Annotated in this window: 15 protein-coding genes and 8 pseudogenes; 12 read left to right on the top strand and 11 right to left on the bottom strand. The window is 51.2% G+C overall.

Features of this window, described 5'->3' with window-relative positions; genetic code table 11:
* Positions 1 to 1,001: 1,001 nt before the first annotated feature.
* Positions 1,002 to 1,937, top strand: a pseudogene (locus tag VM99_26630) (hypothetical protein).
* An 839-nt stretch (positions 1,938 to 2,776) separates the two neighbouring features.
* A pseudogene (locus VM99_26625) lies at positions 2,777 to 3,208 on the top strand (hypothetical protein).
* 2,767 nt (positions 3,209 to 5,975) lie between these two features.
* Here the strand turns inward: VM99_26625 and VM99_26620 are convergent.
* The 3 genes and pseudogenes from VM99_26620 to VM99_26610 form a co-directional block, all read right to left on the bottom strand.
* Positions 5,976 to 6,890, bottom strand: a pseudogene (locus VM99_26620) (recombinase).
* 609 nt (positions 6,891 to 7,499) lie between these two features.
* A complete protein-coding gene (locus VM99_26615; protein ID AKK01445.1) occupies positions 7,500 to 7,835 on the bottom strand; it encodes a hypothetical protein in 336 nt (111 codons plus the stop codon).
* Between the two features lie 33 nt (positions 7,836 to 7,868).
* A complete protein-coding gene (locus tag VM99_26610) occupies positions 7,869 to 8,054 on the bottom strand; it encodes a hypothetical protein (protein AKK01444.1) in 186 nt (61 codons plus the stop codon).
* On the opposite strand from VM99_26610, the gene VM99_26605 reads away from it, so the two are divergent.
* A complete protein-coding gene (locus VM99_26605) occupies positions 8,053 to 8,262 on the top strand; it encodes a hypothetical protein (GenBank protein AKK01443.1) in 210 nt (69 codons plus the stop codon). The genes VM99_26610 and VM99_26605 overlap by 2 nt on opposite strands.
* Positions 8,263 to 8,586: 324 nt before the next feature.
* Here the strand turns inward: VM99_26605 and VM99_26600 are convergent, their stop codons facing one another.
* The 4 genes from VM99_26600 to VM99_26585 form a co-directional block, all read right to left on the bottom strand.
* Complete coding sequence (locus VM99_26600) at positions 8,587 to 11,250, bottom strand: ATPase (protein ID AKK01442.1); 2,664 nt, start codon at positions 11,248 to 11,250, stop codon at positions 8,587 to 8,589.
* A gap of 256 nt (positions 11,251 to 11,506) precedes the next feature.
* Positions 11,507 to 12,541, bottom strand: coding sequence for a hypothetical protein (locus VM99_26595; protein ID AKK01879.1), 1,035 nt, complete (start codon positions 12,539 to 12,541; stop codon positions 11,507 to 11,509).
* Between the two features lie 124 nt (positions 12,542 to 12,665).
* Complete coding sequence (locus VM99_26590; GenBank protein ID AKK01441.1) at positions 12,666 to 12,884, bottom strand: hypothetical protein; 219 nt, start codon at positions 12,882 to 12,884, stop codon at positions 12,666 to 12,668.
* A gap of 81 nt (positions 12,885 to 12,965) precedes the next feature.
* Positions 12,966 to 13,751 carry a hypothetical protein gene (locus VM99_26585; GenBank protein AKK01440.1) on the bottom strand — a complete coding sequence of 262 codons (786 nt, stop codon included), beginning with the start codon at positions 13,749 to 13,751 and terminating at the stop codon, positions 12,966 to 12,968.
* Positions 13,752 to 14,376: 625 nt separating this feature from the next.
* Between VM99_26585 and VM99_26580 the strand changes: the two are divergent.
* A pseudogene (locus VM99_26580) lies at positions 14,377 to 14,721 on the top strand (hypothetical protein).
* A 330-nt stretch (positions 14,722 to 15,051) separates the two neighbouring features.
* Here VM99_26580 and VM99_26575 read toward each other — a convergent pair.
* Both VM99_26575 and VM99_26570 read right to left on the bottom strand, forming a co-directional pair.
* Positions 15,052 to 15,273, bottom strand: a pseudogene (locus tag VM99_26575) (hypothetical protein).
* A gap of 97 nt (positions 15,274 to 15,370) precedes the next feature.
* A complete protein-coding gene (locus VM99_26570; protein AKK01439.1) occupies positions 15,371 to 15,826 on the bottom strand; it encodes a transcriptional regulator in 456 nt (151 codons plus the stop codon).
* A gap of 173 nt (positions 15,827 to 15,999) precedes the next feature.
* On the opposite strand from VM99_26570, the pseudogene VM99_26565 reads away from it, so the two are divergent.
* The 3 genes and pseudogenes from VM99_26565 to VM99_26555 all read left to right on the top strand — a co-directional run bounded on the left by VM99_26565 (position 16,000) and on the right by VM99_26555 (position 17,416).
* Positions 16,000 to 16,727 (top strand): annotated as a pseudogene (locus VM99_26565) (serine/threonine protein phosphatase).
* A gap of 12 nt (positions 16,728 to 16,739) precedes the next feature.
* Positions 16,740 to 17,087: a hypothetical protein gene (locus VM99_26560; GenBank protein ID AKK01438.1), complete on the top strand. Its 348-nt coding sequence runs from the start codon at positions 16,740 to 16,742 to the stop codon at positions 17,085 to 17,087.
* 41 nt (positions 17,088 to 17,128) lie between these two features.
* Entirely contained in the window at positions 17,129 to 17,416 is a 288-nt protein-coding gene (locus VM99_26555) for a hypothetical protein (protein AKK01878.1), read from the top strand.
* Between the two features lie 181 nt (positions 17,417 to 17,597).
* Here VM99_26555 and VM99_26550 read toward each other — a convergent pair whose 3' ends face one another.
* Positions 17,598 to 17,894, bottom strand: a complete 297-nt coding sequence (locus tag VM99_26550) for a hypothetical protein (protein AKK01437.1) — start codon at positions 17,892 to 17,894, stop codon at positions 17,598 to 17,600.
* Positions 17,895 to 18,076: 182 nt separating this feature from the next.
* Between VM99_26550 and VM99_26545 the strand changes: the two genes are divergently transcribed.
* The 5 genes and pseudogenes from VM99_26545 (at position 18,077) to VM99_26525 (ending at position 23,171) form a co-directional block, all read left to right on the top strand.
* Positions 18,077 to 18,370 (top strand): hypothetical protein, encoded by a 294-nt coding sequence (locus tag VM99_26545; protein AKK01877.1) that lies wholly within the window; start codon positions 18,077 to 18,079, stop codon positions 18,368 to 18,370.
* An 81-nt stretch (positions 18,371 to 18,451) separates the two neighbouring features.
* Positions 18,452 to 19,756: a seryl-tRNA synthetase gene (locus VM99_26540; GenBank protein AKK01436.1), complete on the top strand. Its 1,305-nt coding sequence runs from the start codon at positions 18,452 to 18,454 to the stop codon at positions 19,754 to 19,756.
* Positions 19,757 to 20,112: 356 nt separating this feature from the next.
* A complete protein-coding gene (locus VM99_26535) occupies positions 20,113 to 21,597 on the top strand; it encodes a hypothetical protein (protein AKK01435.1) in 1,485 nt (494 codons plus the stop codon).
* Positions 21,598 to 22,103: 506 nt separating this feature from the next.
* Positions 22,104 to 22,520: a hypothetical protein gene (locus VM99_26530; protein ID AKK01876.1), complete on the top strand. Its 417-nt coding sequence runs from the start codon at positions 22,104 to 22,106 to the stop codon at positions 22,518 to 22,520.
* 360 nt (positions 22,521 to 22,880) lie between these two features.
* Positions 22,881 to 23,171, top strand: a pseudogene (locus VM99_26525) (hypothetical protein).
* Positions 23,172 to 23,543: 372 nt separating this feature from the next.
* On the opposite strand, the pseudogene VM99_26520 reads toward VM99_26525, so the two are convergent.
* A pseudogene (locus VM99_26520) lies at positions 23,544 to 23,846 on the bottom strand (transposase).
* Positions 23,847 to 24,307: the final 461 nt, after the last annotated feature.

Raw genomic sequence — 24,307 nt, 5'->3', positions numbered from 1 at the left:
GCCCTGCTACACAGACTCGTGAGAAACTCGAATTGGGTGATGAAATTCTCAGCACGATTCGGAGTTCGACCTTGAAGCGGGCTTGGCTGCGACAATCGAATATCCCTTTGCGCCTTTGGGTAGACCTTCGGTAGTGCTTCCACGACATTCTTAGAGTCGTCGAATACCTAAAACCAAAATAAATCGAGTTCGTCTAATGCGCGGGCTCGTACAAATAGAATATTTTGGAACTAAAAATGAAATTGCTATGCGCGCAGATGAAAGTGATGGGTAGTTGATTATCACATATATTGAATTTGATTTTTTTGTACTTTATTTTACAACTTTCTGATATTCAAAAAGTTTTCTGATTTTACACAATCTGACTACATAAAAGTTTTGGCTTTCAATATTCATAATAATCGAGATTTGGTCATCTAACAACGTTTTTGTGAGTTTCCGACAGCTTGCGCGAAGGGTGTCTTTGACTATGATGGACGTCATTCAATCTGAGTGAGAATCTAGATTTGGTTATGGATAAGAAGCCATTAGGCACAGAGGAAGCTATCGAGAATAACCTACCCTCCACGGAAGTAATCATTAATCCAAATCACGGCATCCCCAGAGACTGGAAAGAGTCCGGAGTTCCGCCAAGCAAAGAACTCATCCCTTACTATGAAAGAACTATTGATGAACGAGAGGAAGCAATCGCGCGTGAGCGTGCCTCTATTTTCGATCAAGTGATTCTAGGAATGCCACCCCAAAGAGGCATGAGCCTTTTGGGGTTAAAGCATAGTCAGTTTTATAAACTGCTGAATGATTACCGCAATGGTAAAAGTATCGTTCGAGAAAACAAGGGTACACCGAAAGGTAGTCATCGCTCTACAACAGGCCAAATAGCTGCACTAGAAAAATCTTTTCAAAATGATTACAAGGGCTCGAAGGCATCTATTAGCGTTCTGTTGAAATACGCACGGAGATATTGTGTTGTGTCGGGAGAGCGACCTGTCACCCGGCATGCTGCTCGAAGGTTTCTACTAGCGAAGCCAGAAAAGGAAAGAGATCGACAAAAACTCACGGAAGAAGCTTTCAATCAAAAATACGGATTCAGGCCAAAAAAACTTGTAATAGATCTATTGCTCCAGCGTGTATCAATGGATCACACCCGCGTTGACTTGCTGCTAGTGGACGAACAAAACAGAGACGTAATCATTGGGCGGCCATGGGTCACAATGATTCTGTGCGACAAATCAAGAGTAGTGCTAGGTTTTTATTTAAGTCTCGAAGCCCCTAACTTGGACACGGTAGCAGCTGCACTGGCATTTGCAGTTCTGACGAAAGATTTTCATTTGTTCACATTCCTAAAGAACCCAAATGAGTATCCATTTTTTGGCGTGCCGGTTGTGATATTTACTGACAATGCTGCGGAGTTTACTAGCGAAAGATTTATCCAGCAGTGCAGAGAGTGGGGGATGGAGTGGGATCATCGCCCGAAAGATAAAAAATGGTATGGAGGGATCATCGAACGAGTAATAGGGACATTCATGACAACTGCAGTGCACTTTCTTCCTGGATCAACTGGCAGTAACCCTGTAGAACGAGAGAGCTTTGAAAGTGAGCTGAATGCAACCATGGATTTCCGTCAGTTCACGGAGTGGTTTCTAAAGCAGGTCACAATTTACCACGGAACGATCCATAGATCTCTGGGGTGCACCCCTCGCCAAGCCTGGAGTCATTACCGTGATCAAGGAAAATATGATCCAACTCGCGTGATTGACGCAAAGGATCAATATCGTTTTATCTTGGATTTCATGCCGACGGGTTTTGATTACAAAATACATCCATATGGGATTAACTTTGCTGGTCGGAGGTTTGTTTGCGAGGAATTGAAAAAGTATGTAGGAAGCAGGCTAGATATAAAATATTCTCGTTATGACCTTAGCTATATCTGGGCCAAGACTCCAGATGGCTTCTTGAAGGTTCCATGTTCATATACCAAGGATGGTCTTTCTCTGAGCTGGGAGTCCTATGCAAACCATAAACAAATGTCGAAACGTAAAGAGGGTTTGATCAATATGCCGAGCGGTGTCATAGATGATGAGTTTGCCTATGACGCTATGGATCATCAGGCAGAAATAATTCAAGAAGCTGTCGCCCTGAAAACTTCCTTTATGAACTCCCCTAAACCACCAGTCCAGCCAGCACCTACTGTCCCGGCAATAGATCTTGCGGTGGTGGAGTCGAACGTTTCCGAGGCTGAAGTGATCGATGACTCCAAAATATATACGATGATGAGTGCTGATAGTGCTGAACAAGAGCATCAGTTTCTTTTGCCCAGAATAATTGAAGCGGATCTCGTAGAGGATATTTTTGTTCCTAGAATCATTGAAGACAAAGATCAGTCGTAAATACCATAGGGAAAAATATTATGCCATATGCTCATATCAAAGAAATTTTGAGGCACCAAGCAGACTTGCCGAATGAAGAACGTATCAGAATCGCACGTCATGATATCTGGATTGACACGCCTCGCTACGAGCCGCTATTTACTTGCTTGAAGCATATGTTATATACGGATAATCAGATACAAGCCTCCAGTATATTCATCCATGGAGAGGGAGGGGATGGGAAGTCCGCGCTATTTTATAGACTTCAACATCTCGGTGAGCTCTCTGGAAGGAAAATGATATTTATAACCCTCACGGAAAATATAAATCGTTATAAGTTGCACGATGCTTTATGCGAGCGATTTGGTGTGCAAGTTGGAAAGCGGACTACCGCTGCGAACCGTGTCGATATGATCGTAAGAAAGATTCAAGCAGAAAATATTGGAGCTATTGTCATTGATGAGTTGTCTGATGGGATGCTTGAAGCCTATGGCAACAAACGAACTCTTCTATCTCTGATGCGAAGTCTCGCCGAAGGAAATATTAAGCTTTGTATTATCGCCTTTGGGAACTCGGTTGCTAATGAAGCAATAGCTTTGGATAGAATTTTAGATCGACGGTTTGTTCAGTGGCCATTACGAGCTTGGAAGCTTGATCAGGATTTTGTTGACTTCATTGCCACTTATGAAACCTACCTGCCACTCAAGTTGCCGTCGAATGTTGCAGGTCAGAAGCTTAGATCTTTGATTCATGCGCATTCGCATGGGATACTCGATAATATCGTGAAAATACTAAAGTGCCTTACAATGGACGCAATCGAACAAGGCATTGAGCGTATTACGGCGGCTCAATTTTCTAAACTTGATATGATCGCCATGAGATATGGTTTTAATATCCACGATCCAAAAAAAATGAAGAAAAAAACAGTATGAACCTTTCGCCCTCGCAACTAATTGCAGTGAATTCAATATCCGGCGCTTTGGCTTGCGAAGGCACTTTGTGCCACGTCTTATCTCAGCCAGGGTTTGGGCTAACAACATGCTTGGGTTATATGAAGCATCGATCTCTCCGCCCCGTCATGTGTATCGCAGAGCATCCGGATCTTTCCGGGCTGGATCTGCTTGGACAGTTTTACGACTGCTTAGGCCTTGACATTGAGTTCCAGGAAAAATTTGGCATTCCAAGGTTTGTTGATGAGCTGTTTTCTCTAAGAAATTTTTCAACTATCTATATTGACGATTTTGGATTTTTTTCGCTATCAGAATCGTCTAAGCGACGATCTATTATACAGCTACAATGGATTTTGGGGGCGCTACCAAAAACTAATATTGTGATTTCAAGCAATGGAGAGGGGTCTCTTGAGCTGCTGAAGCTTTCGACGCTTTGCCAACATTCGTATAGATGCGTTGAGTTATCTGGGTTTCTAGATCTAGTTGAGTATAAGGATTTCTTTGAGTCTGTGATTGCGGAGAGATCAGGTGCTGAATTTTGCAGGCAGGCACTTGATCACCTTTTCAGGGTGACTGAAGGAAACTTGGCTAAAACAATGCTCAGACTATTTCACCCTGCTTACACATATCAGCAAAGTCATCGAGGCGACCGAAAATGAAATGCTTTGATTGGCCAACGCATGAAAGTGAAATTTTCTCCAGCTGGGTTTACAGGCAGAGCCTATTCTCGAAGACCTCTACGCTTGACCGCGAAGATCTTGCGCAGCTATGGACTTCCTGTGCGCTGTCAGAAGACTTTGATCCAGATTTCACGGCGTCATCGGCTTTTGCACGTTTGGCATGCGACGCACTTAATATAAGGGCGGATGAGCGGGCTATATTATTTCAGGCGCCCAGTGCATGGGTTATACCACGGTACTATCGTAGGAGTTTCTGTTATGGTTGCCTTTGTGAAAGCATTGCGAATTTTCAGTTTCCTGTGTTCAGGAAGGAATGGTGTTCGGTAGCTACCGTTGTATGCGCCCAACACAATACACCTTTGCTTGATGCTGTCGATCTCACCGCCCCAAATCTCAACATAGCAATGAAGGTGTTCCAGCTGTATCACGAACAGGGACTGCGGTGTATTTCAGCTTCTCGCTATGATGAAGCTAGCCAGTTATTCGATTCTTTGCTTCGAATGCAATCGCTATTGCGTGAGTTTGAATTTCGTGGAGGTAGGGATGCTCGCCTAGTCAATGAGAGTGGTGGAGTTGAGCTGCCCGAGTGGAGATCATCGAAATTTTTAATTTCTTTATTTCTATACCCAAAATTTGGCTTAGTGAACCGCTTAATACCGTATCGCGCTCTGCACAATCATAATCTCGCATTTCAGCAGGCTTTCAATTTGGGGCCGTTGATTGCCGGTGTTGCCCATAGGAGAGCTGCAATAATAATCCTTGGTTGGCTCCATGAGGTCTTTTCCTCTAACGACGATCATGGCATTGAGCAGTTTATTCGCTCAACTGGTAGTACGTTAGGTTTTACGGATGCCAAGGAGCTTGGAGCGGCAAGCAATGGCTTTTCGCCTGAGCACAGTGCTCTAATCAGCCGACGGCTCATGCAGTGGAAGATCGAATGCATTAATAGCAGGATGCAGCAGTTCGTATCCGGCTTTATGGAGTCGGCTCATGTCAAGAATTGGAATGACTGATTATCAAATTTGCTTCTGTGCTGATGGAGTTGGTGAGTCATGACTGGTAAATTCTCCTACGTGATAGACGTATCGATTCCCTTAGGTGCAATCTGCGTTGGGTCGCATGGAGAAAATACTGGAGCTTGGATAAACTGCATCGTATCGGTTCCGGTTGTTCATGTTATTAAGTACTCGGTGCAGCCCAGCATGAGCTCCGTGGGAACTGGTTGTTCGACTGCCGGCTATTTCAGGTCAAAAACAAACCATGCCTCACGCACTCATCAGCGCCCAATGCGCTTCAATCAGATTGATATCTATTCACCTTGGCCGACTGGGCGCCACTTCAGCTTGGCTCGCGACTTTGCGGATCTGTTTCTGTTTGAGTTTTATCAGTGGCCAGTGGGGATGATTGGATCCAGGGCCAATATCTACCAAGCAAACCTTGATCACATTAGATCAAAGGCTTCAGCTGCTTTGGCGAAAATTCATCGTACACGTTTACAGGGACAGGCTACCCCGGCGAGCTGTGATCAGTCCTAGCGAGAAGTTGATATGGTCAATTCCAATAGCGCGCCAGTTTAAAGCCTTCGTTCGCAGAACCTCCAGATGCATCGCCTTTGTTAATGGTACAGGTTAATTTCAACCTGATAATTGGATACCCGCGTCAGACCTGCGTGCATATCTCAATCTCGAAGACGCAGTTAAAACGGATTTTCCAAATTGAGTAGAGAGTTCTCCTTGTCTTCAGCAGAAGATAATCGTCACCCACAATATTATTGAGTGTCATAGGTCGGTGAGGCCACGGCGCCGCCGTTGGGGTTGCTAGAGTGAGGGGTACTCCGCGCAAACATCCGAAAGTCACTGATGTTCCTTCTGTTCTCCGCCCGCCAGTGCTGACACTTTCTCCTGTGTCGGAGTCTGATCGGTAGAGTCAGGTGCTCCTGGAGCTATCTGGCTGGCAGGGGTGTTTGGTGGTGTGGCGAGAGCCGCCATACCGCCAAACGATATGCGCGCATCGACATAACGCAAGGCTGACTTCACATCCTTCCAGCCCACATAACTCATCAGTCCCTTGATATCCCAGCCATTCGCTGAAGCCCAAGTGGCAAAGCCACGACGCATGGAGTGGCTGCTGTAAAGGTCAGCCGAGACACCCGCCTGCTTGAAGATACGGCGAAGTAGAGGTATCAGGCTGCCGGAGTTGATGCCGTCCTCAGCAAGATTTCCCCAGCGATCCACTTTCCTAAACACCGGCCCGCGCGTAATGCCGGCTACGGTGATCCAATTGATGTAAGCCTGCACAGGGCAAAGCCCCTTCAGGGCAGGGGTGTGGAATGAAGCACCCAGATGCTGCCGATCGCCCTTCGTGTGCGGCAGATAGAAGGTGATACCTACCCCTGATTCTGCTTGGGTGTGTTCTACCTGCAGACGCGCCAGTTCATCCCCGCGGAATCCCCGCCAGAATCCAATCAGCACCAGGGCGATGTCGCGCCGATGCCTCATCACGTTTCTATAGTTTCCACGCTCAGCCGCAAGACCCGCTTCGCGCTCCAGCCAGCTCACCGCTTGTTCCAAGTGAAGTAGAAGGAGAGGGGTCGCCTGTTTCTCTTGGGCTGGATGCAATGTCCGAATGCCCTTGATCATCTGCTTAACGGTGGGTGTCTTCGTGGGATCAGGGAAGCCCTGCGTGATGTGCCACTGGGCCAAAGCGGCCAGGCGCTGCTTCAGCGTGTTTATGGTGTGCTTGTCCGCGTACTCGGCGAGGTAGCGCACGATGCCGTCGCCAGTCGCCGGCAGAAACCCGCCCCATGTCACTTCAAAGTGTTCTATCGCTGCGCGGTAGCTGCGCCGGGTGTTTTCCCGTGTGCCGGCCTGCAGGTACCGATCTGCCTTGTTCATCTCGACCCTTCTACGCAAAACGTACTTTTTCCAGCGACGGAAAAGGCAAAAATCTGCTCTATGATGTGATAAGCCTCCATTATTTGATCATAGAAATGCGAATTATGTGACTGTATTTTTAGGAAAGTGTAAGATGTATTTACGTAATACGTTACACACTACGAAATCGTAGGAGATGGCATGGCACGCGGCGGTATAAATAAGGCAATCGTCCAGATCGCACGAGATGCGCTGATCGCTCGGGGTGTAAATCCGAGCCTCAACGCTGTGCGCGTCGAGCTTGGAAATACTGGCTCAATGACGACCATTGCCCGGTATCTAGGTGAGCTCGGAAAAGGGGCGGCGCTCCCGAAGGAGCGCCGCGAACGCTTGAGTGATGAACTCACCGGGCTGGTCGGCCAGTTGCTGGATCGATTGCTTGAAGAAGGTGCCGAAGAAGTAGCCGAGGCGCGAGCTGAGCTCGATAAACACCGTGCATCAGTCAATGAAGAGCTTGCGAAGGTACAAGTTGCCATGGCGGACTTGCAGCGCCGTCACGATAGCCTTCAGGCAGCCCTCGACGTTCAAACAAGTGAATTGAGCACGAGCCAAAGCAGCTTGCAGTCTGAGCTAACGCGTAACGCTCGTCTGAGCCAGAGCTGTGCTGATCTCGAAGTACGGGTGCATGAGAAGGATGAGCAGATTCGTTCGCTGGAAGAAAAGCACCTGCATGCCCGTGACGCACTTGAGCATTACCGCACAGCCGTGAAGGATCAGCGGGAACAAGAACAGCGCCGGCATGAAGGCCAGCTCCAGCAAATCCAGGTTGAGCATCGTCAGTTGCAACAGACACTGTCGGTGAAACAGGACGACCTCAGCCGCCTGAATCGTGACAACGAGCGCCTGCTTAGCGACTCCCGCCAACAGGCCAAGGTAATGGCCACCCAAGACAACACCATCGCGCAACTGACCAGTGATCTCAATGCCTTGGCCATCGCGTCAGCTAGAGAGGAGGGGGCCAAAGAGCAGCTTATCGATCAGCTTGCCCAATACCGCGAAGAATCCGCCTCTCTTCGCCAATCCGCCAGCCAGGCCGATGCACGAGCTAAGAATACGCAGGCGCTGCTGCAAACGACTCAGAGCGAGGTCGAACAGTTGCGACATGAGCTGAAGCAACTTCAACATGAAACCAATCCATCACGGAGCGAACGAACAGATGATCAACGCCAAGAGTGATATTCGTAGGGATGAATCACGCGTTGCTGGATTTCGGGATGCCCTTCAGCGGCTCAGGGAATATGCGATTGCTGGACATCTGCAGCTACGGGGAAAGCAGTGCTCTGGTGAACACTTTTCGAAGGACGGAGCCGTGGCGAGTTTGCGCGAGAGATAAATCGACAATCATCGTGTCTGTTATGCCAGCCCCGATGCCAGTTAATACCCTCGGAATAACTTTGGTAAGCCCTGTTCCCCAGGCAGGCGCAACCGCAACGTGCGGATTGCTCGTTCATAACTGCTCCGATCTCGGGTTGTATGAATTGCTTGAAAATAGGGTGGGGCTCGCAATCTACGTCTGAAGCAATTGCAAAGTCATCCGCTGGATGAAAATCCAGGCGGTTACCAGGTGCCATGAACTGCATACTCAAGGGCGCGTGAGCATTGAGGACACATTGAGTAATTTGATGATTAGGCCCGCGAACACCCAGTGTTAACAGAGCTAGCCCTCAATTTTTTCCCCCGCTGTAGACGCAAGTGGCGGAGAAGGGGCAGAAGGGGTGCCCGATTTCCTGGCGCGACTTGTTGCAGTGCTGCGAGTTTCGATTTGAAGACGCCATGCTTCCAAGGCCTGAATGTCATTGAGCAGTTCATCCGGATCCGGTACCGCTACGTCACCTGCCATTGCCTTATCATGAGCATAATTGGAGCACTTGCTCATTCCGGCAGATACCTGCACGTAATCATTGTCATCCACGGTAACTTCAGACAGTCGCTGGGTTTCTATACCCTTGCGGAATCGTAGTACAACGCGTCGCAAAAGCACTTCCTCGACCGCACGCTCCCACGCCATTCGGAGGAGGACATATGCCTCGACTGTTTGTCTGCGATGCTCATCCTCTTCACCCTGTCTGAACAGCTTCGCTATGTGTTGATGGCGAGTCTTGAGCGATCCGATGCGCCCAGTCGTATTTTTGCCCTCAAAGGGCAGTTCAGGCGTTGAGACACCAAAACCTTCAGCACGCCGAGAGATACTTTGGGTCAGCGCGGTAACACCGGCGGAGTCTGCTTGCTCCGCTAGTACACATAAAAAGTAGATATCGTGGGTGAAAACGACTACCTGCCTGCGTGCCGCTTCCTTTACCAGCCGTGCGGCTACTCGCTCACGGCGTTGGTGATCCAAAGACGAAACCGGGTCATCAAAGATGATGCCTCCAGAACTTTCGCTCAGTTCAACCTCGGCCAGAAACGACGCTAACGCAATGGCCCTCTGCTCACCTTCACTGAGTAAGTCTTTTGGATTTCGGCTCTGAGGCAGTTCCAGCTTTAGCTTATGCAGCATTTTTCCACGCCCTGATCGACTCTGGAGGGCAACCTGGAGACCTCCCACACCTAGCGCTTTGAACTCGGCATTAAGAGCGTCCTGGAGTGACGTGGAGATTACAGTCTCACCAATCTGAGTGGCTTTGGTTGAGATGGCATTTGTCCGAAGCGAGGTGATGCATTTGGCCAAAATGGCCGTGTGATTCATTCGGGAAATGGCGTTTATGACTGCGTCTTTTACCTTGCTCAGCAGCACGCGTGCTTCCAGTTCTGCGTACGTCTGCTGAAGTTGAATTCTTGCCACCTCATCGGACGCCTGCTCAAGGTTGAGAGCTTGTTGATTGAGTTGGTTTACCAGTGCCTGTAATCCAGATGAGGGATTTGACGAGGGAGGCGTGATACCTGTCCAGTTGTTGGACTTCACAGCGTCAACCAATTGGTCACGACGCTCCCCTAATGCACGCTCATACGCCCGACAGTCCGCCGCGACCTTTGGAGCCAGTACGTGGATTTCCGCATGCGTGGCCTCATCGAGTCCAATCGTCACATCCAGTGTCGTGAGCGGTGTGTATTTCTCAACCATTGCTTTACGGCGGGCGCGCGACGTTTTTTCAGCCTCTTGTTGGATGAACTCCTCAAAGCGAGCAAGTCGCGTAGCGCCATCATTGAGGGTTTGTTGGCAGAGTGGACATGGGCTGTTTGGATCGAGCGATACGAAGTCCTGTCCTGGGTGGGATTCGAGAGCGAATTTACGGGCTGCGTCGAAAAGCTCCCGCCACGCATCACCACCAGTGCCTGGTAGTAGATTTTGCTGCTCTTTGAATTTATTCGCGGCGAGTTCAGCCGCCGATTTTGCTAATAGATAATCCTCAACCGATTGCCTGAGGCCTTGTTCAACGTCCTGGTCAACCTGTGGCGATTTGTTCAAGGCGGTGCCGGCAACCACAGATATACGTTGTGCCAGTAGCCTCAACTGGTTGGCCTTTTCTTTGGGATTATTTTCCTGAAGGCTCTTGCCAATGGTCGTGTGCTGGGTGAGCTCGCCTTCTGAAAAGGTGCCGAGCGTTTGAACAGTATCTGGATTGGTCTTGGCGGAGAGAGCGGCAATCATCCTTCCAACTTCAGTCTTGCCTTGCATCGGGGAGAAGGCAGTGAGGTCAACGGAGTACTCTCTCTGCTCCTGCTCGATCGCCGTTTTTAACTGTTGCTGAAGCGCGGCGAGTCGTTCAAAAACATCCAGACCGTGAGGGACATAAGAGTAGTCGGCTTCGTTTACCAGGTATGCATTTGCACAGCGAGAGTCAAAAATTGAAAGGCTGGAGAGTTCCGGCGGCGCAGGCTGGTTATCCGTCCACATCACATCGATACCGACACCATTTACGCTAATGCTAAAGGTGGCCCGGGCATTGGCATCCACTGGTAGGGGATGATTGGCATTCGGGTAGATGGTTTCTGACTGATCCCGCGCCCGGCATGCTCGTTTCAAAACTCGGGAGTACCCTGATTTACCAGAGCCATTTCCTCCGTAAATTACAGTCAGCCCCTGCGGCGCGAATGCCAGGCTGTGTTCTGGCGCAATCGCGTTGACGTTCACCAGGTTTTTGACTGCAAGCAGTTCGATGTGAGTCGTTGGTTTTATTGCAACGGGAATCTGATCCTCATTCAGTGGCGAGGCAATACGTCCCTGCGGGTCAGTGATTCCATGATCCGCTTTGAGCAGGGCGAGCACATCCTCGAAGTCCTGCTGGGTCAAAGACTCCTGCCCCAGCAAGCGCCTCACACAGTCCCCTTGCCAGGCTGGTAAACCTTTCGACCACATCAACACTTCCTGCAGAACTGACATGGAACCTCCTTTTCCGTGCGATACCATCCAGCTCTAAGTCTGTGGTTTCGCCCAAGCTGCGATGTAGGTGACCAGCAAGACTGCGGGGGAGTATTTCGCGGTACGCGATCACACCTGATCCACATGGATTGTGAGTCTAGCCTGGCCGTGAGATTCGCGTTGCAATGCCAGTGGCTACCTCAGGTACATAGTTCACAGTTTATCTGGTGGCTAGTGCCGCATCATTCGGGTGCGAAGCCATCGCTGGGACGAACTGTTAGATATCCTCTCCTGATGTTGCCACCTTCAGACTGTCGTTCTTGAACCGTGGCGTATCTTCCGCCAGATCCAAGAGGTCAGCCAAACATGCGCCTCTGACATCTTGAATCACTTGGTAGCTGTCAATGATCTCTCCACCCAGCATCTCCAGAAGATGCTCAAACAGCTGATAGTGATGGTGCTCCTGATCCGGATTCTGCCATTCCCCCAAAAAATCTCGGGGCAATGCAAGTGATGAGGAGGTTGCCTGTGGGATGAAGAAGGGACAAAACAGATCGGAAGTAACATCAAATCCATCGGCGCTCGCCGTGGCGGCAAAGTCCATAGTCATGAGATGCGGGCGGTGCAATAGCTGCACCGGGGCATGGAGTGCATCACTGTCGATAAAGTCTTTCAGTGCCCAATTGTCAAAGCTGCTGCTGAATTCCCCAGGTATCAAGTAGATGTCAGGGCGGAATTTTTTTAGAAAACCATTGATGTTTGCTTTGAGGCGATCCCCCGTTTTTTTGCGGGGAAGGAACGAGTCTTGGGTGATGCTCTTGGCAACGTCAACAATCACGATCTCACCTGCAGAGGGGCGGTAGGTGAGAATCTCGTCTAGATCGAGCGCGGGGCAGTTGATCCGGAGTGCTTCCAATCTGTGAAAGATGTGTTCTGCGTTTTGTCTGCCTTTGGGGTATTCGGCAAAGAGAAAGGTCGTTTTCAACCGAAGGGATTTTGCTATCGCGGCAAGGTACATGGCCACGGTTGTCTTGCCGACGCCACCTTTCAGATTGGCGATCGCAATGATCAAGCCCTCTTTGGGTAGGTGCACTCGGGGCTCATCGCTCGTCATAAGCTTAGATCGCACCAATTCCGCAATCCAGCCCATGAGAAACGGGTCAACCGGTCTCGTCCCATTCAGCCAGCGGCTGATCGTCTCAGGTGCGGTGCGTTTGCCGTCGTCTCGCAATGCGCTGACCTTTTCAGCCAATGCCACGCCACTTAGATTGAGATACTTCATCGCGCGCTTGAGAAGCAGTGCATTCATCATGATGAATTGACTCTCGATCAATCTTGAATTTATTGTTATTGATCGTAGGTCAATTAAATGGACGTCGCAAGCAAGATCATGCGAGCAATCCGAGTTTATCCTCAAGCTCGGAGCGCTTCGTGCCTCAAGCTGGCCTGACCACCACCCCGCGTGCCATTCCTTCTACCCTGAGCACATAGGCACCACCTTCTTGGATAACCTTTGCTCGTGGCATGTAGGCGTAGAAGTACTCGTACTGGTAAACGGCTTGTCGCCATTTTCGACCGCCGTAGAATTCGAAGATGGTGTCGGTGTTCTTGAAGCCCTTGAAAGCTCCGCGCAACTGACCTTCAGAAATGATCATACGTTTATCCTTGTTGGAATTGGCTACCCGGAAGCGGATAGCCCCTGAGATGAAAAGACAGCCGAACTCGCTGCGCGAGGATCAGGCGAGTTCGGTCGACCTTTCTGGAGGGCTAGTAACCTCGTGAACTTGTCTGCTTTTGTCCGCATCGGTTTTTTCTGCCTTCTCGCGATTTTTCTCGTTTAACTCCTGGTGTTTGATAGCCAGGTCAGTCAATGAAATCATCCGTTGATAGCGGACTACGTAGACGCTACCGAGAATGCCTAAAGTGGAGATGACGACGTTCGCCCATGCAACCGAGGTGGCCAATATGGGTGGTGCACCTGCGCTCCCAGTTGCAAAAAGGATCGCCATGCACCCTGGAATGAGACCTATTTTTTCGATTGAACCGACGACCCAGCCAATACGTTTTTCGAAAAAGAGCGCCTCGTATTTCAAGCTATTCAGGCCCACATCAAGGTCGATCCGAGGCAATGCCACAAGCCTTGGAAGATGGCGTTTATCGATCTCCATTGGGTTCTGAACGTTTGCCCGAACGCATGCGCTGAAGGGCAGCCTTAATGTTTCATGCAGTGCGTGCCGGTGAATCCAGGCGAGCAGAAACGGTTGCAACAAGATGATGAGATAGCAGGCTGCGATACAGCCCAGAGCCGCTGTTGCTGTCCACTGCGGGCCGCCGAATTTTGCCCATCCACCGAGTAAAAGCGTGAGTAGCATGAGCGCAAACAACGCGCCTACCGAAAGGTATCGATGCAGGCGTGCTCCTGGCCTCTCGCGCTCCAAAGTGCGTTTGGATTTCACGAGTTGTTTTTCGTCACGCTCGATGTCTGACAGGATCGACAAGAAGTTTCCATTGTCTTGAGTCATGGAGCTTTAGTTTCCTTTCTTTGTTATCAACCCAAGGCTGCGTGCTCGAAATCGCCCATGGGGAAATGGTGTTGCCAGACTAATAGCATTGCCAAGATCATCGTCGTAAACGATCGTATATCCGGTAATCATGATTCTCTGGGTGCTCTGAAGCAATCTCCATGAAGACGCACAACATCCTAGCGAGGCTGAGTTGAGACGACACGACTATCTGCAAGGCGACGTTGCACGATTTTGCGAATGGCTATCCCAGCGACTGGAAGGGCACCCCATTCATTTTTCGATCGCGGGATACCATAGGCAATTTTCAACGCTGCAGGACGCGCTGAGCGCATACAGTTGGCCAGTGAAGAAGGTGTCCGGTCGACCGAATCCTGATGGCAGTTTTCCCTACATACACCCCACAGTACCTACGTTAGTGGCGAACAGTACTTTGGCTGCCAATTCGGCCGTCCTTGACGTTATCCAGAAGGCATTACGTGCTGCGTACGTTAACGTTCCAGCGATGAGCAACGCGCTTGCTGGGGCAGTGGCAGCCACGCTCCACTGGGGTGGCGTTTATACGACAACCAAACATGGTGGTAACAAGCCGTGGCTTGCTCAAAACCACGGCAATTTGTTGTCCATCCTTCAAAATGTAGTGAATGATCATGCCTTGGGAGACGATGTCAGCGGGGTCACCTCTCTGCGCTTCAATGCCGGGATGACAAAGGTATATTCGCTCCTCATAGATGACTTCATTATCTACGACAGCCGGGTAGCTGCGGCTTTGGCATGGTTGGCCCTGAAATGGTGGACGGTTGTCGAAGACAAGCCGCAAAACCAAATAAATGAGCACCTCCGCTTCCTATGTCTTCCTGGCAACGGAAAAGCGCTGAAACTTCGAAATCCTGCGCCCTCATTGTTTACGACCCACGCAACCAAGCCCTATGAGCACTACAAATGGAACGTGCGAGCCAACTGGTTGCTACATCATGCCCAGGGGCTAGCAGGCACGAACAGTCGCTTCAGTTCATTGCGCGAAGTTGAGGCGGCGCTGTTTCAGATGGGTGAGAGGGTGGTTTAGAGCAGCGAGTGATTAAGGCGCTCCAATTAAAAAAGCTTGTGTGGTTATCTCTAGATCCTTGGTCGCTGCGCAAGAGGTTCAGTGTGGTGATCCAGTAGGTGTAATCCTGGCCCGTAGTTGAGGCCGAGGGCGATGCACCTGCGTGCATAACTGCAAATAGTGGAGGCGGGGTATTTCGGGTGGGAGCGCGGTGTAGCGCTCCTGCACCGCGCTTCCATACTTCAGCGGAAGTGTTCATTCGGAAGTGCCCGCTCTTCCCACCAACCTGGCGATCCCCTGCTTGATGTGCCCGGCGTTCTCACCAATCCTTTCAAGCGCACCACGCGCGTTCTCACAAGCCTCAGATGACCCGCGCTGTTCCTCTAACAGGACGAGCTACATCAGCGCGGCTTCGATCGCCAGTTGGTTTTCGTACAGCCTAGCCAGCACGTCAGGAAGGGAATATTGCTCGGCCATGACTCGACTCCGTTCGGATGGAGAACACAGCATAGCAGCGGCGTCATGATGGGCTGGAGTGGTCAGTGGGTGAGGGCGCAAGCAAAAAAGAAAAAGCTCAGCTCGAACGATGCCAATGGCGCTGAACCGTGGTCTTTGCCATCCCCAGCTCTCTCGCGATTTCAGCCTGCGTAAAGCCTTTCCCTTTGAGTGCCTGGACAGTCTCTCGTGCCTGTGCGGCAGAAACAACACGAGGGTGAGGCGACTCCTCAATTTCCAGCGGAATCGAATCCTTTAGTAGCGCGATGTCCTGGAGATCTTTTTCGGCGATTTTCAGGACATCGCCTGCGCTTTGTGAGTCTTGTGCTCCGCACACCAGTGCCATGAGGGCGACAGGACTTAGCTCCAATACCCTAGCGAGCTCGAAAATTGATTCGAGACTGGGGGAGGTCTTTTCATTTTCGATGCGGCTTACATGCGATTGATCGACCTTCTTGCTCAGGTCGTCCTGCGTGAGGCCACGCTTTGTTCGCAAAAGCTTCAGCGCTACGGCAAATGCGGTGCGGACAGACATTTTTCCGTTCCGTAAAAACAAAGCTGTATGCCGCGATTGCCATGATCCACTCAAATGTATATATTCATACGAGTGGATCTGGTGGCGAAATTGTGCGTTATCAATCTATGAGAACCAGCCGCGTACCTGTCTTCAGGTATTCAATTTAGCTGTAAATCGAGATCGGGCTACAGATGAAGCTCTACGTGCTTTCAGATCTGCATAACGAATTTTCTCCATTTGCCCCTGAGCCTGGAGACTACGACCTGGTGATTTTGGCCGGGGATATCGACGTCCACACTTGCGGTGTGAAATGGGCAAACGAAAGCTTTCGTTGCCCAGTAATTTATTGCGCAGGAATCACGAATTCTACAGAGGTCACATCGACCACACGCTTCGCAAAATGCGAGAGGCTGCTTCGCAGCATGTTCACGCCCTGGAAAATCAGATGTGGGTTTGCAACCAAACGCGGTTTTTGGTGACAACGTCGTGGACGGATTTTTCATCGACCGGCGACGGTGTAGCTGCGTCGACGATGTGCGGGCAGTGGATGAATGACTTCCAGGTGATCCGAGCAGAGGAGTGTTTTCGACGGCTACGCCCGGCAGATGTGATTGAACGAAACCGGGTTGCGTTTGACTTTTTGGTGAGTGAACTCAACAAGCCAATTGAAGGGGCAACGGTTGTTGTTACACACCGTTGTCCGATCCCGGAAGTTGTAGGCGACAAGCATGACGGTCATCTCAGCGCGGCTTATACAAATCGATGGCACTCGCTTCTGCCGATGGTGGACGTTTGGATTTTTGGGCATACGCATCGTGCTATCGATGTCGAGTTGGATGGGTGTCGGCTCATCTCAAATCCTCGCGGTTATCCCCAAGAGGCCACTGGATTCATTTCTGATTTCACGATTGAAATCTGACCCATTTAAGGAATGGTAGCCGGGATGTACTGGATAAAAACTTATGGAGCCAAGCTCTGCGATCTTCGCTTTCACAGGTACCCAACGGTCATTGACAAAGCACGTGAAGCCATTACTGATCCGGATGTCGTCGGGTACCTGCTCTGCGCCTTGGAGCGACCTCCAAAAATCACAGGTCTGTTGTTTTGCGACCCGGCGAAAAAGTACCCGGAAGGTCTGCCCATCCATGCTCTGCCGGTCATCAACCGGTGTCGGCGTGCAGGCTACGACCTTTTCACGATAATCGATGGCGGGATTTTCGTCGTTGCTCATTGGTTGCATGAAAATGGCGCTTTAGACCGTTTCGACCGGGTTCATTGATGTCGCCTTCGGTGGCGTTTGCAGGCAAAAAAGGTAGGGAAATGGGGCTTCCACAATGCGTGCGGGACGCAAAGAAAATCGATTTCGGTGTGCCGATTAGTGGGTATCTATGCTGCGCTGAGTTTCAACCTCCCTGCGTGATTGGAGTCGTTTTTTCTGAAACGAGAGGTCGTTTTACGGATGGGAAGACAATCCGTACGTCGCTGGTCGAAAGAGTGTATGAGCTTCGGGGGTATCAGCTTTGCGAGACGCACAACGGCAGCCGGTATGTCGTTTGTCACTGGTGGTACGAAAATGGCGCCGCGCCCGAGGTCAACATGATTCACTGACGTAGCCCAGGCTTTTCGAACAGCAGGTGAATCTAAAACAATACTCACGATGCAAGGCCAGCAGATGCCTGGATGGCTTTCGTGCAGCTTTAAAATTTCCAAAGAGTTGGGCAGCAGTGTGCAAACCGAATTGATTGAAGATGTGCTTTATGGCCCGGCGCTTATGCTAGGGGGATCGCGATTAGAGGATGACGAGCTGATCAAACTGGCACGCGAGGCGCTCGATGGCCAACCATTTTGCATCGTTCGAAACTGGATGCTCCTGGACATCTTGCTCCCTGAAACTGAAGAGAGGGAAGTCAGAAAACGAGGCCTGCAACCTTCTGTTCTGCTCGTCCACGAAGCAGTATTCGACAGCGAAGGGCGAGTTACAGCACCCGACAGTTTCATCACTGGATTTCAAAAAGACCTCCACGGATGTTTTTTTGAAAGCGAAGACGCCCTTTACATCTTGTCCGGCAGAGGCTTTCGCAAGCATGTGAGCTTGCCAGCTTTTCAAGCGCTGAATGCATACAGTAAGGCACGCTGATCGTAACTGCCTTCCTGGTTCGCGAACACTTTCCAGAGTCTTCCCATTACTCACTTAGGATATTGTGAATGCTTGATTCACGCAACGAGCTCCCCTTGTGTGCCAGCCACTACATACAAGCGGTTGAGGCTGTGCGGGGACGGGGGGCCGCTCTACAACTTCTAAGGAAGTTTTTATGCCTGAGCGCTGGCGCCGAAATGGTTTATGCGCCAGGTATCAATGCCTACTTTCTTCGCTTGGACGACGTCGATCGGTGGAGCAACAAACGCGTCGGAATGCTCGATGCCACGGCCACCATGCCATTTAAATCTGTGGAAGTGTTCCAGGCGGAAATTGCGACTTGGACGCTTCAGGACTACGCACACGTCCATGACGCCACGGGGATGAATGCCTTGATCAGATTAGGATTGCTTCCGGGCAACTGATCTCGGTTTCACATCAGGTTCGAATCATCGGTCACTCCAGTCCCTGCGAAGCGACGTACTCCAACACTGCGAGATACCCCTATGCTCGATCCCAAACTTTTACGTAGCAACCTTCAGGGCGTGGCGGATCGCCTGGCATCTCGTGGCTTTGCCCTGGATGTAGCGCGCATCGAAGCGCTGGAAGAACAGCGTAAGGCCGCCCAGATCCGAACCGAAGCACTGCAGGCCGAGCGTAACGCGATTTCCAAGAGCATTGATCAGGCCAAGCAACGCGGCGAAGACATCGCACCGCTGATGGCCAATGTCGAGAACAGGGGCAGCCAGCTGAACGAGAACAAGGCTGCGCTGGACAAGATCCAGGCCGAGCTGGAGGCGATCCTACTGGGTATTCCCAACCTGCCGCACGAGTCCGTGCCGTTCGGCAAAGACGAAGACGATAACGTCGAAGTGCACCGTTGGGGCACTCCACGAATCTTCGATTTTGAGATCAAAGACCACTCCGTCCTGGGCGAGAAGTTCGGTTGGGTGGACTTCGAAACCGCCGCCAAGTTGTCCGGCGGGCGCTTCACTCTGCTGCGCGGCCCGATCGCCCGTCTGCACCGCGCCCTGGCGCAGTTCATGATCAACCTACATACCAGCGAGCACGGCTACGAAGAGGCCTACCACCCGTACCTGGTGCGGGCTCCGGCGCTGCAAGGTACCGGTCAACTGCCGAAGTTCGAGGAAGACCTGTTCAAGATCGGGCGCGACGACGAAGCCGACCTGTACCTGATCCCTACCTCCGAAGTCCCATTGACCAACCTGGCGGCAGGGCAGATTCTCGATGCAGAACAACTGCCCCTCAAGTTTGTTGCCCATACCCCGTGTTTCCGCAGCGAAGCCGGCGCGTCGAGTCGCGACACCCGTGGCATGCTCCGCCTGCACCAGTTCGACACGGTCGAGATGGTACAGATCGTCGAGCCGTCGACGTCGATGGAAGCCCTGGCAAGCCTGACTACCAACGCCGAGAGAGTCCTGCAACTGCTGGGCCTGCCTTACCGAACCCTGGCGCTGTGCACCGGCGACCTAGGCTTTAGCGCAGTTAAAACCTACGATCTGGAAGTGTGGATTCCGAGCCAGAATGCATACCGCAAGGTCAGCTCTTGCTCCAGTTGCGGGGATTTCCAGGCCCGTCGCATGCAGGCGCGTTTCCGCAATCCGGAAACCGGCAAGCCGGAACTGGTGCACACCTTGAACGGTTCTGGCCTGGCGGTCGGTCGTACGTTGGTGGCGGTACTGGAAAACTATCAGCAGGCCGACGGTTCAATCCGCGTGCCGAACGTGCTGAAGCCGTATATGGACGAACCCTTATTGGACATTTTCAGCTCAGAGCGTGTATCCGTGTAGTGATCTCTCATTCCCAAGCCCCCTTTTCATGGGGGGGTAGTCGTCTTCTCCACTGTGCACCACGGTATCCCCGGAGCCAATTGCAACGCAACCCTCGCTCAAGGCTGTCCGATCTGCAGTTCCTGTCGCGGTTTTTGCTCGGCGGCTCCAACCTGAGAATTCGATGTAAATTGCCCCCCAAATCAGAGCTGCCAGAGGTACTGAAGCAGCGCGACGAGGAAATGGCCAATGGCTACAAATGGCGTTTGAATCTATGGTAGCGTGGGCCCATCCCAACGGCTTTGGTATGACGGCCTGGCCGTGTCAGTTTGCCTTCAACGTAGCCCAACCGACCCCATGTATTAGGATTTGAGTAGATGGATCTCAACACTCTGGAAGAGCGCTTGGAGCAATATGGATCGGGCGGATATCTTTTCTTAGAAGCATTTATCATCAAGCTTCTACAGGTCGAGGGAGAGCAGCTAGGCCAGAAAATTGAAGGGCAAGATAGCCATGGTTCGACTTTTGACGCCATTGCTCCAAGTGGCATCGGTGAAATTTCTTCACCGCTATTAGTGGAAATCGTATTTTCAGTTTCCAGATCAAAACTCGATGCTACTGTTGAAAAGTTTAGAGGGTATGGTACGCGCGGTTATAGCTTGCTGATTATCGCTCCTAAAATATCAGATCTGAAGAAAAGTATTTATATCAGTGAAGAAAATCCAAGAGCGGACAGTCTTGTTTATCTATGGGGTGAGAAGGAAGTTAACGAGCTGATGCTTAAGCATCAAGCGGCTGTTGAGATGCTCACGACTAATCTGTTTTCGTTGCGTTTAAAAATGGCTGCGGAGCGCACTGTCAGATCTTGGAAAGAGGATCGTGATCAGCTAGTGAAGGTGGTCGCGGAAAAATACCGAGCGGGCAGATTTTCTCTAATACTAGGCGCCGGAGTATCTAGTAGCGCTGGATTGCCTGATTGGAATACGCTGCTGAATTCCTTATTTGTTTCCATGCTATCGCAGGAGAATTTTGGCGGCGCTCAAGGCGATCCGGTGAAAGTATCTGCAATCGTTGCCAGGCTAATGGAAGTAGATGGGCCGTCTACACTGATGTTAGCAAGGTATATCCGAAAGGGGCTTGCTGTGGGGTCACCTGTAGAGCAGCAAGGATTCGTTGATGCAATCACGCATCAGCTTTATTCGTTACGTGATAAGCGCTTTTCAGTTGAATCGGATCTAATATCCTCCATCGCGAAGCTATGTACCCCGACCCGAACCGGCGCCAACGTGAAGTCTATCTTAACTTACAACTTTGACGATTTTATCGAGAGAGCGTTGCTCTCGCGTTCGTTGATACACAAAAGCGTTTTCGAAGAGTTTGAGACACCAACCGCTGAAGAACTACCTATATACCACGTGCATGGTTTTTTACCGGAGGATAGGCAGCGCTACTCCAATCTGGATCGATGCACCTTAGTTTTCTCTGAGGAAGGCTATCACCAGATTTACCGTGACGCCTATCACTGGTCGAACTTGGTACAGTTGAACAGCTTCAAGGAAAGCTCGTGCCTTATGATCGGCCTTTCACTGACTGATCCGAATCTGCGCCGGCTATTGGAGATCGCGTCCAAATCGATCGAGGAGCCCAAACACTTCGCTTTCATGCGGCGTTTGACCCCCAAGAAATTCATGGAAGGGACGAGTGGCAAGCCTCTCAAAATCTCAAATACTATGGTTGAGCGCTTCCTTGAAAGACACCATGCCACCAATGAAGAGCTTATGCGCGAGCTTGGAGTGAGCGTCATTTGGTACGAGGAGTATGGCGACATCCCGGAAATTTTGAACAAGATACGCGCGGGGTGAACGGCCTGTGTTTGCCTAGGGCGAGTTCACCCAAAAGCTAATCGGTGAGGCCACCTAAAGCTAGCAGGCGGGGATGATTAACTGCAGACCCGCCCAGACCTCGCCCTACCTGCATCAAAGCAATCATCCGACGCATCACTCAACCAACGGCACAATCCGCTGCAACGTCCCGGTGCCCGCACCCCTCGGAAGCCCTTCGATCTCATACACGCAGTGTTCAATCACACGAACCCCTTGCGCCTGCAGGTTCCTGACTAAGGCCAGCCGCGCCGGCGAGCATGCTCGTAACTTCCTGCAAGGCTGGAAAGGCAAGTTGGTCTGCGATGATTTTGACGGTTACAAGGCCAGCTTCGAACTCGGCGTGATCGAGATCGGCTGCATGGCCCATGCCCGGCGCAAGTTCTTCGAGTTGCACGCAACCAACAAGAACCAGATCGCCGAGCAGGCCCTGCGCTACATCCAGCTGTTGTACGAAGTCGAGAGCGAAGTGCGCGACCTGGAGCCGAATTTACGGCGCCGAATACGGCAAGAAAAAAGCCGTACCGGTAATGGATAGGTTGCATGCCTGGATGATCGCGCAGCGTGATGTTGTGCCCGAAGGGTCGGCTATCAGCAGAGCACTCGATTACAGCCTCAAACGTTGGGCAGCGCTGTCACGCTACCTCGATGACGGGGCGGTTCCCATTAATAATAATTGGGCGGAGAACCAGATCCGGCCATGGGGTCTTGGGCGCAAGAACTGGCTCTTCGCCGGGTCGTTACGCAGCGGAAAACGGGCTGCGGCGATCATGAGTTTGATCCAGTCAGCACGGCTGAATGGCCATGATCCGTACGCCTATCTAAAGGATGATCTCACGCACCTGCCGACGCAGCGGGCGAGTGAAATTGAGCAGTTGCTTCCGCATAAGTGGCAGCCGGTTTAATCACGCAAGACGTGATGCCCGGACGCATACCCATGGTCGACTGTTTTCAACAGAATCGACCCAAAGCAGACGCTCAAATTAGCTACTAAACTGGGCGTGATTCACATTAAACCTAATGCCACTCAGTCAGGTACGGAGCAATAACTTTCTAAAAGGATATTAATTGTGAGTAGTGACAGACTGTTAGGTGCTCTTTCTGTGAGGCTTTTGGCTGTTTTTATCGGGACTGGATTGGGATATGTCTCATTTTCTGAAGCATCAACCCAAGGCTATTGCTCTCCAGAAATGAGTAGCCAAGCAGAATCTTTGCTTGCTGAGGCAAGTGGAGATTGGGGTTCCCTTCAGAAGCATCAAAGAGTCTTCATTTCTTGTGACGATGGCGCACTTGGAGAGGGCTACTCTGAAGCAGTGGTACATCTCTTCGCCCAGCAGTGGGGCCAACTCAGTATTTTTGCCTCGCTTGCCGAAAAAAATACGGCTTTTAAGCATTGGGCCTTACGCCATATTGATGCATCGGCCTCGGATGAGGATCTGAACAGAATCGTAGCGAACGCGGCGACTTGCGCTGATGATGGTTCAAAGGGACAGCTCTGTAAGATAATTTGGCATGCGGCTAAAGACGCGTTGAGGGAACTCGCGAAAACAAAGTAATAGAGGCGCAGTGAATCGCTCTTGAAATTTTAGACATCGCGATGACTTCTTTTGGCCGATTCTTGCCTGTCGCTACGGCAGCTATGGGTTGTGGATTCAACCGTAAGCGGCTGGCGAAGTCATTTACCAAACCAGCAGGTCAAGAGCGATAAGGGCAAACGCGTCCACGATTTTTTAAGCGGACACAATTAACGCTAGGATCCGCATGCGTCAACGACATACCTATCTGTTCGATGTTTGGGCCGTAAGCGAACAGATAAGCACTGTGCGGCTTCGCCGCACCGAATACCGCAACCACACGGGCCAACGCAGTTTCGGTACCGGCGCGCATGTCCATGGGCTCGGTGGCGAGCCAGATGGTGTCGATACGGATCATTGCGAGAGGCTGCGGATGAAGCGCGCGCAGCCGTCCGGGTCGGAGACGGGCCATTTGACCGTGATAGTTTTCTCGCCCAGCGGCAGTGCATTAATCGCAGTTTCATCAGCGTACCGCTTGGGCGTCGGATGTAGCGGCACGAACGCGGGCAGTGGCGCGGTAAATCAGCAGCGACTTGCGGATCACGTTGGCGTTGATGCCGTGGCTGATGGCAACACTGGAAACCGTGGCGCCTGGTTGCAGGCATTCCTGCACGACCTGGGCCTTAAGGGTTTGGGGTAAGAGCTTCGTTGGCGCATGGAAATCCTGGCGATAAGGGTGATCGCGTCCGCTAAAAATACGCGGACACCATCGCCCTTAATGCTGGATTTCAGAAGGTGTGTTCGCCATCCGCTTACCCACCGCAATGCGCTGCACGTCCTCTTCGTCAGGTTCTGAGGCCTCAATTTACTGCTAAATCGAGAAATGGGGTTGGTGAATGGGCGAGCGATGGCAAGACTGTGATGTACAACGACGGCAAAGACATGAGCGCAGATGATCGCTTGTTCGTGGAATGGATGCTGAAAAAGAAATTCCACTCCACCGCGCCTGGGCGCCCTAAGGTCGTTGACTGGATCAATGACAACTGGGCTGCGAAGGCTTCTTTCAAGGGCTTGAGGCCTAAGAAAGCGTAAGTTGGCCAGCCGCCGTTGCCCTGTGTGGAAGCCGTTGTTGGCTCCCACAGATCCAGCCATTGTGTGGGACGCGCTTCGATCCAACG

Origin of the sequence: Pseudomonas chlororaphis (assembly GCA_001023535.1) — a bacterium.
In the GTDB taxonomy this organism is placed as follows: domain Bacteria; phylum Pseudomonadota; class Gammaproteobacteria; order Pseudomonadales; family Pseudomonadaceae; genus Aquipseudomonas; species Aquipseudomonas chlororaphis_E.
Note: the sequence above shows the minus strand (reverse complement) of the source record. Positions and strands in the feature narration are given on the sequence as shown.

Bases quoted from the DNA above. Each gene is read 5' to 3' on its own strand.
- VM99_26605 (AKK01443.1), top strand. From the start codon at position 8,053: ATGAAACCAATCCATCACGGAGCGAACGAACAGATGATCAACGCCAAG.
- VM99_26610 (AKK01444.1), bottom strand. From the start codon at position 8,054: ATGTTGAAGTTGCTTCAGCTCATGTCGCAACTGTTCGACCTCGCTCTG.
- VM99_26600 (AKK01442.1), bottom strand. From the start codon at position 11,250: ATGTCAGTTCTGCAGGAAGTGTTGATGTGGTCGAAAGGTTTACCAGCC.
- VM99_26595 (AKK01879.1), bottom strand. From the start codon at position 12,541: ATGATGAATGCACTGCTTCTCAAGCGCGCGATGAAGTATCTCAATCTA.
- VM99_26590 (AKK01441.1), bottom strand. From the start codon at position 12,884: ATGATCATTTCTGAAGGTCAGTTGCGCGGAGCTTTCAAGGGCTTCAAG.
- VM99_26585 (AKK01440.1), bottom strand. From the start codon at position 13,751: ATGACTCAAGACAATGGAAACTTCTTGTCGATCCTGTCAGACATCGAG.
- VM99_26570 (AKK01439.1), bottom strand. From the start codon at position 15,826: ATGTCTGTCCGCACCGCATTTGCCGTAGCGCTGAAGCTTTTGCGAACA.
- VM99_26560 (AKK01438.1), top strand. From the start codon at position 16,740: ATGGTAGCCGGGATGTACTGGATAAAAACTTATGGAGCCAAGCTCTGC.
- VM99_26555 (AKK01878.1), top strand. From the start codon at position 17,129: ATGGGGCTTCCACAATGCGTGCGGGACGCAAAGAAAATCGATTTCGGT.
- VM99_26550 (AKK01437.1), bottom strand. From the start codon at position 17,894: ATGCTTGCGAAAGCCTCTGCCGGACAAGATGTAAAGGGCGTCTTCGCT.
- VM99_26540 (AKK01436.1), top strand. From the start codon at position 18,452: ATGCTCGATCCCAAACTTTTACGTAGCAACCTTCAGGGCGTGGCGGAT.
- VM99_26535 (AKK01435.1), top strand. From the start codon at position 20,113: ATGGATCTCAACACTCTGGAAGAGCGCTTGGAGCAATATGGATCGGGC.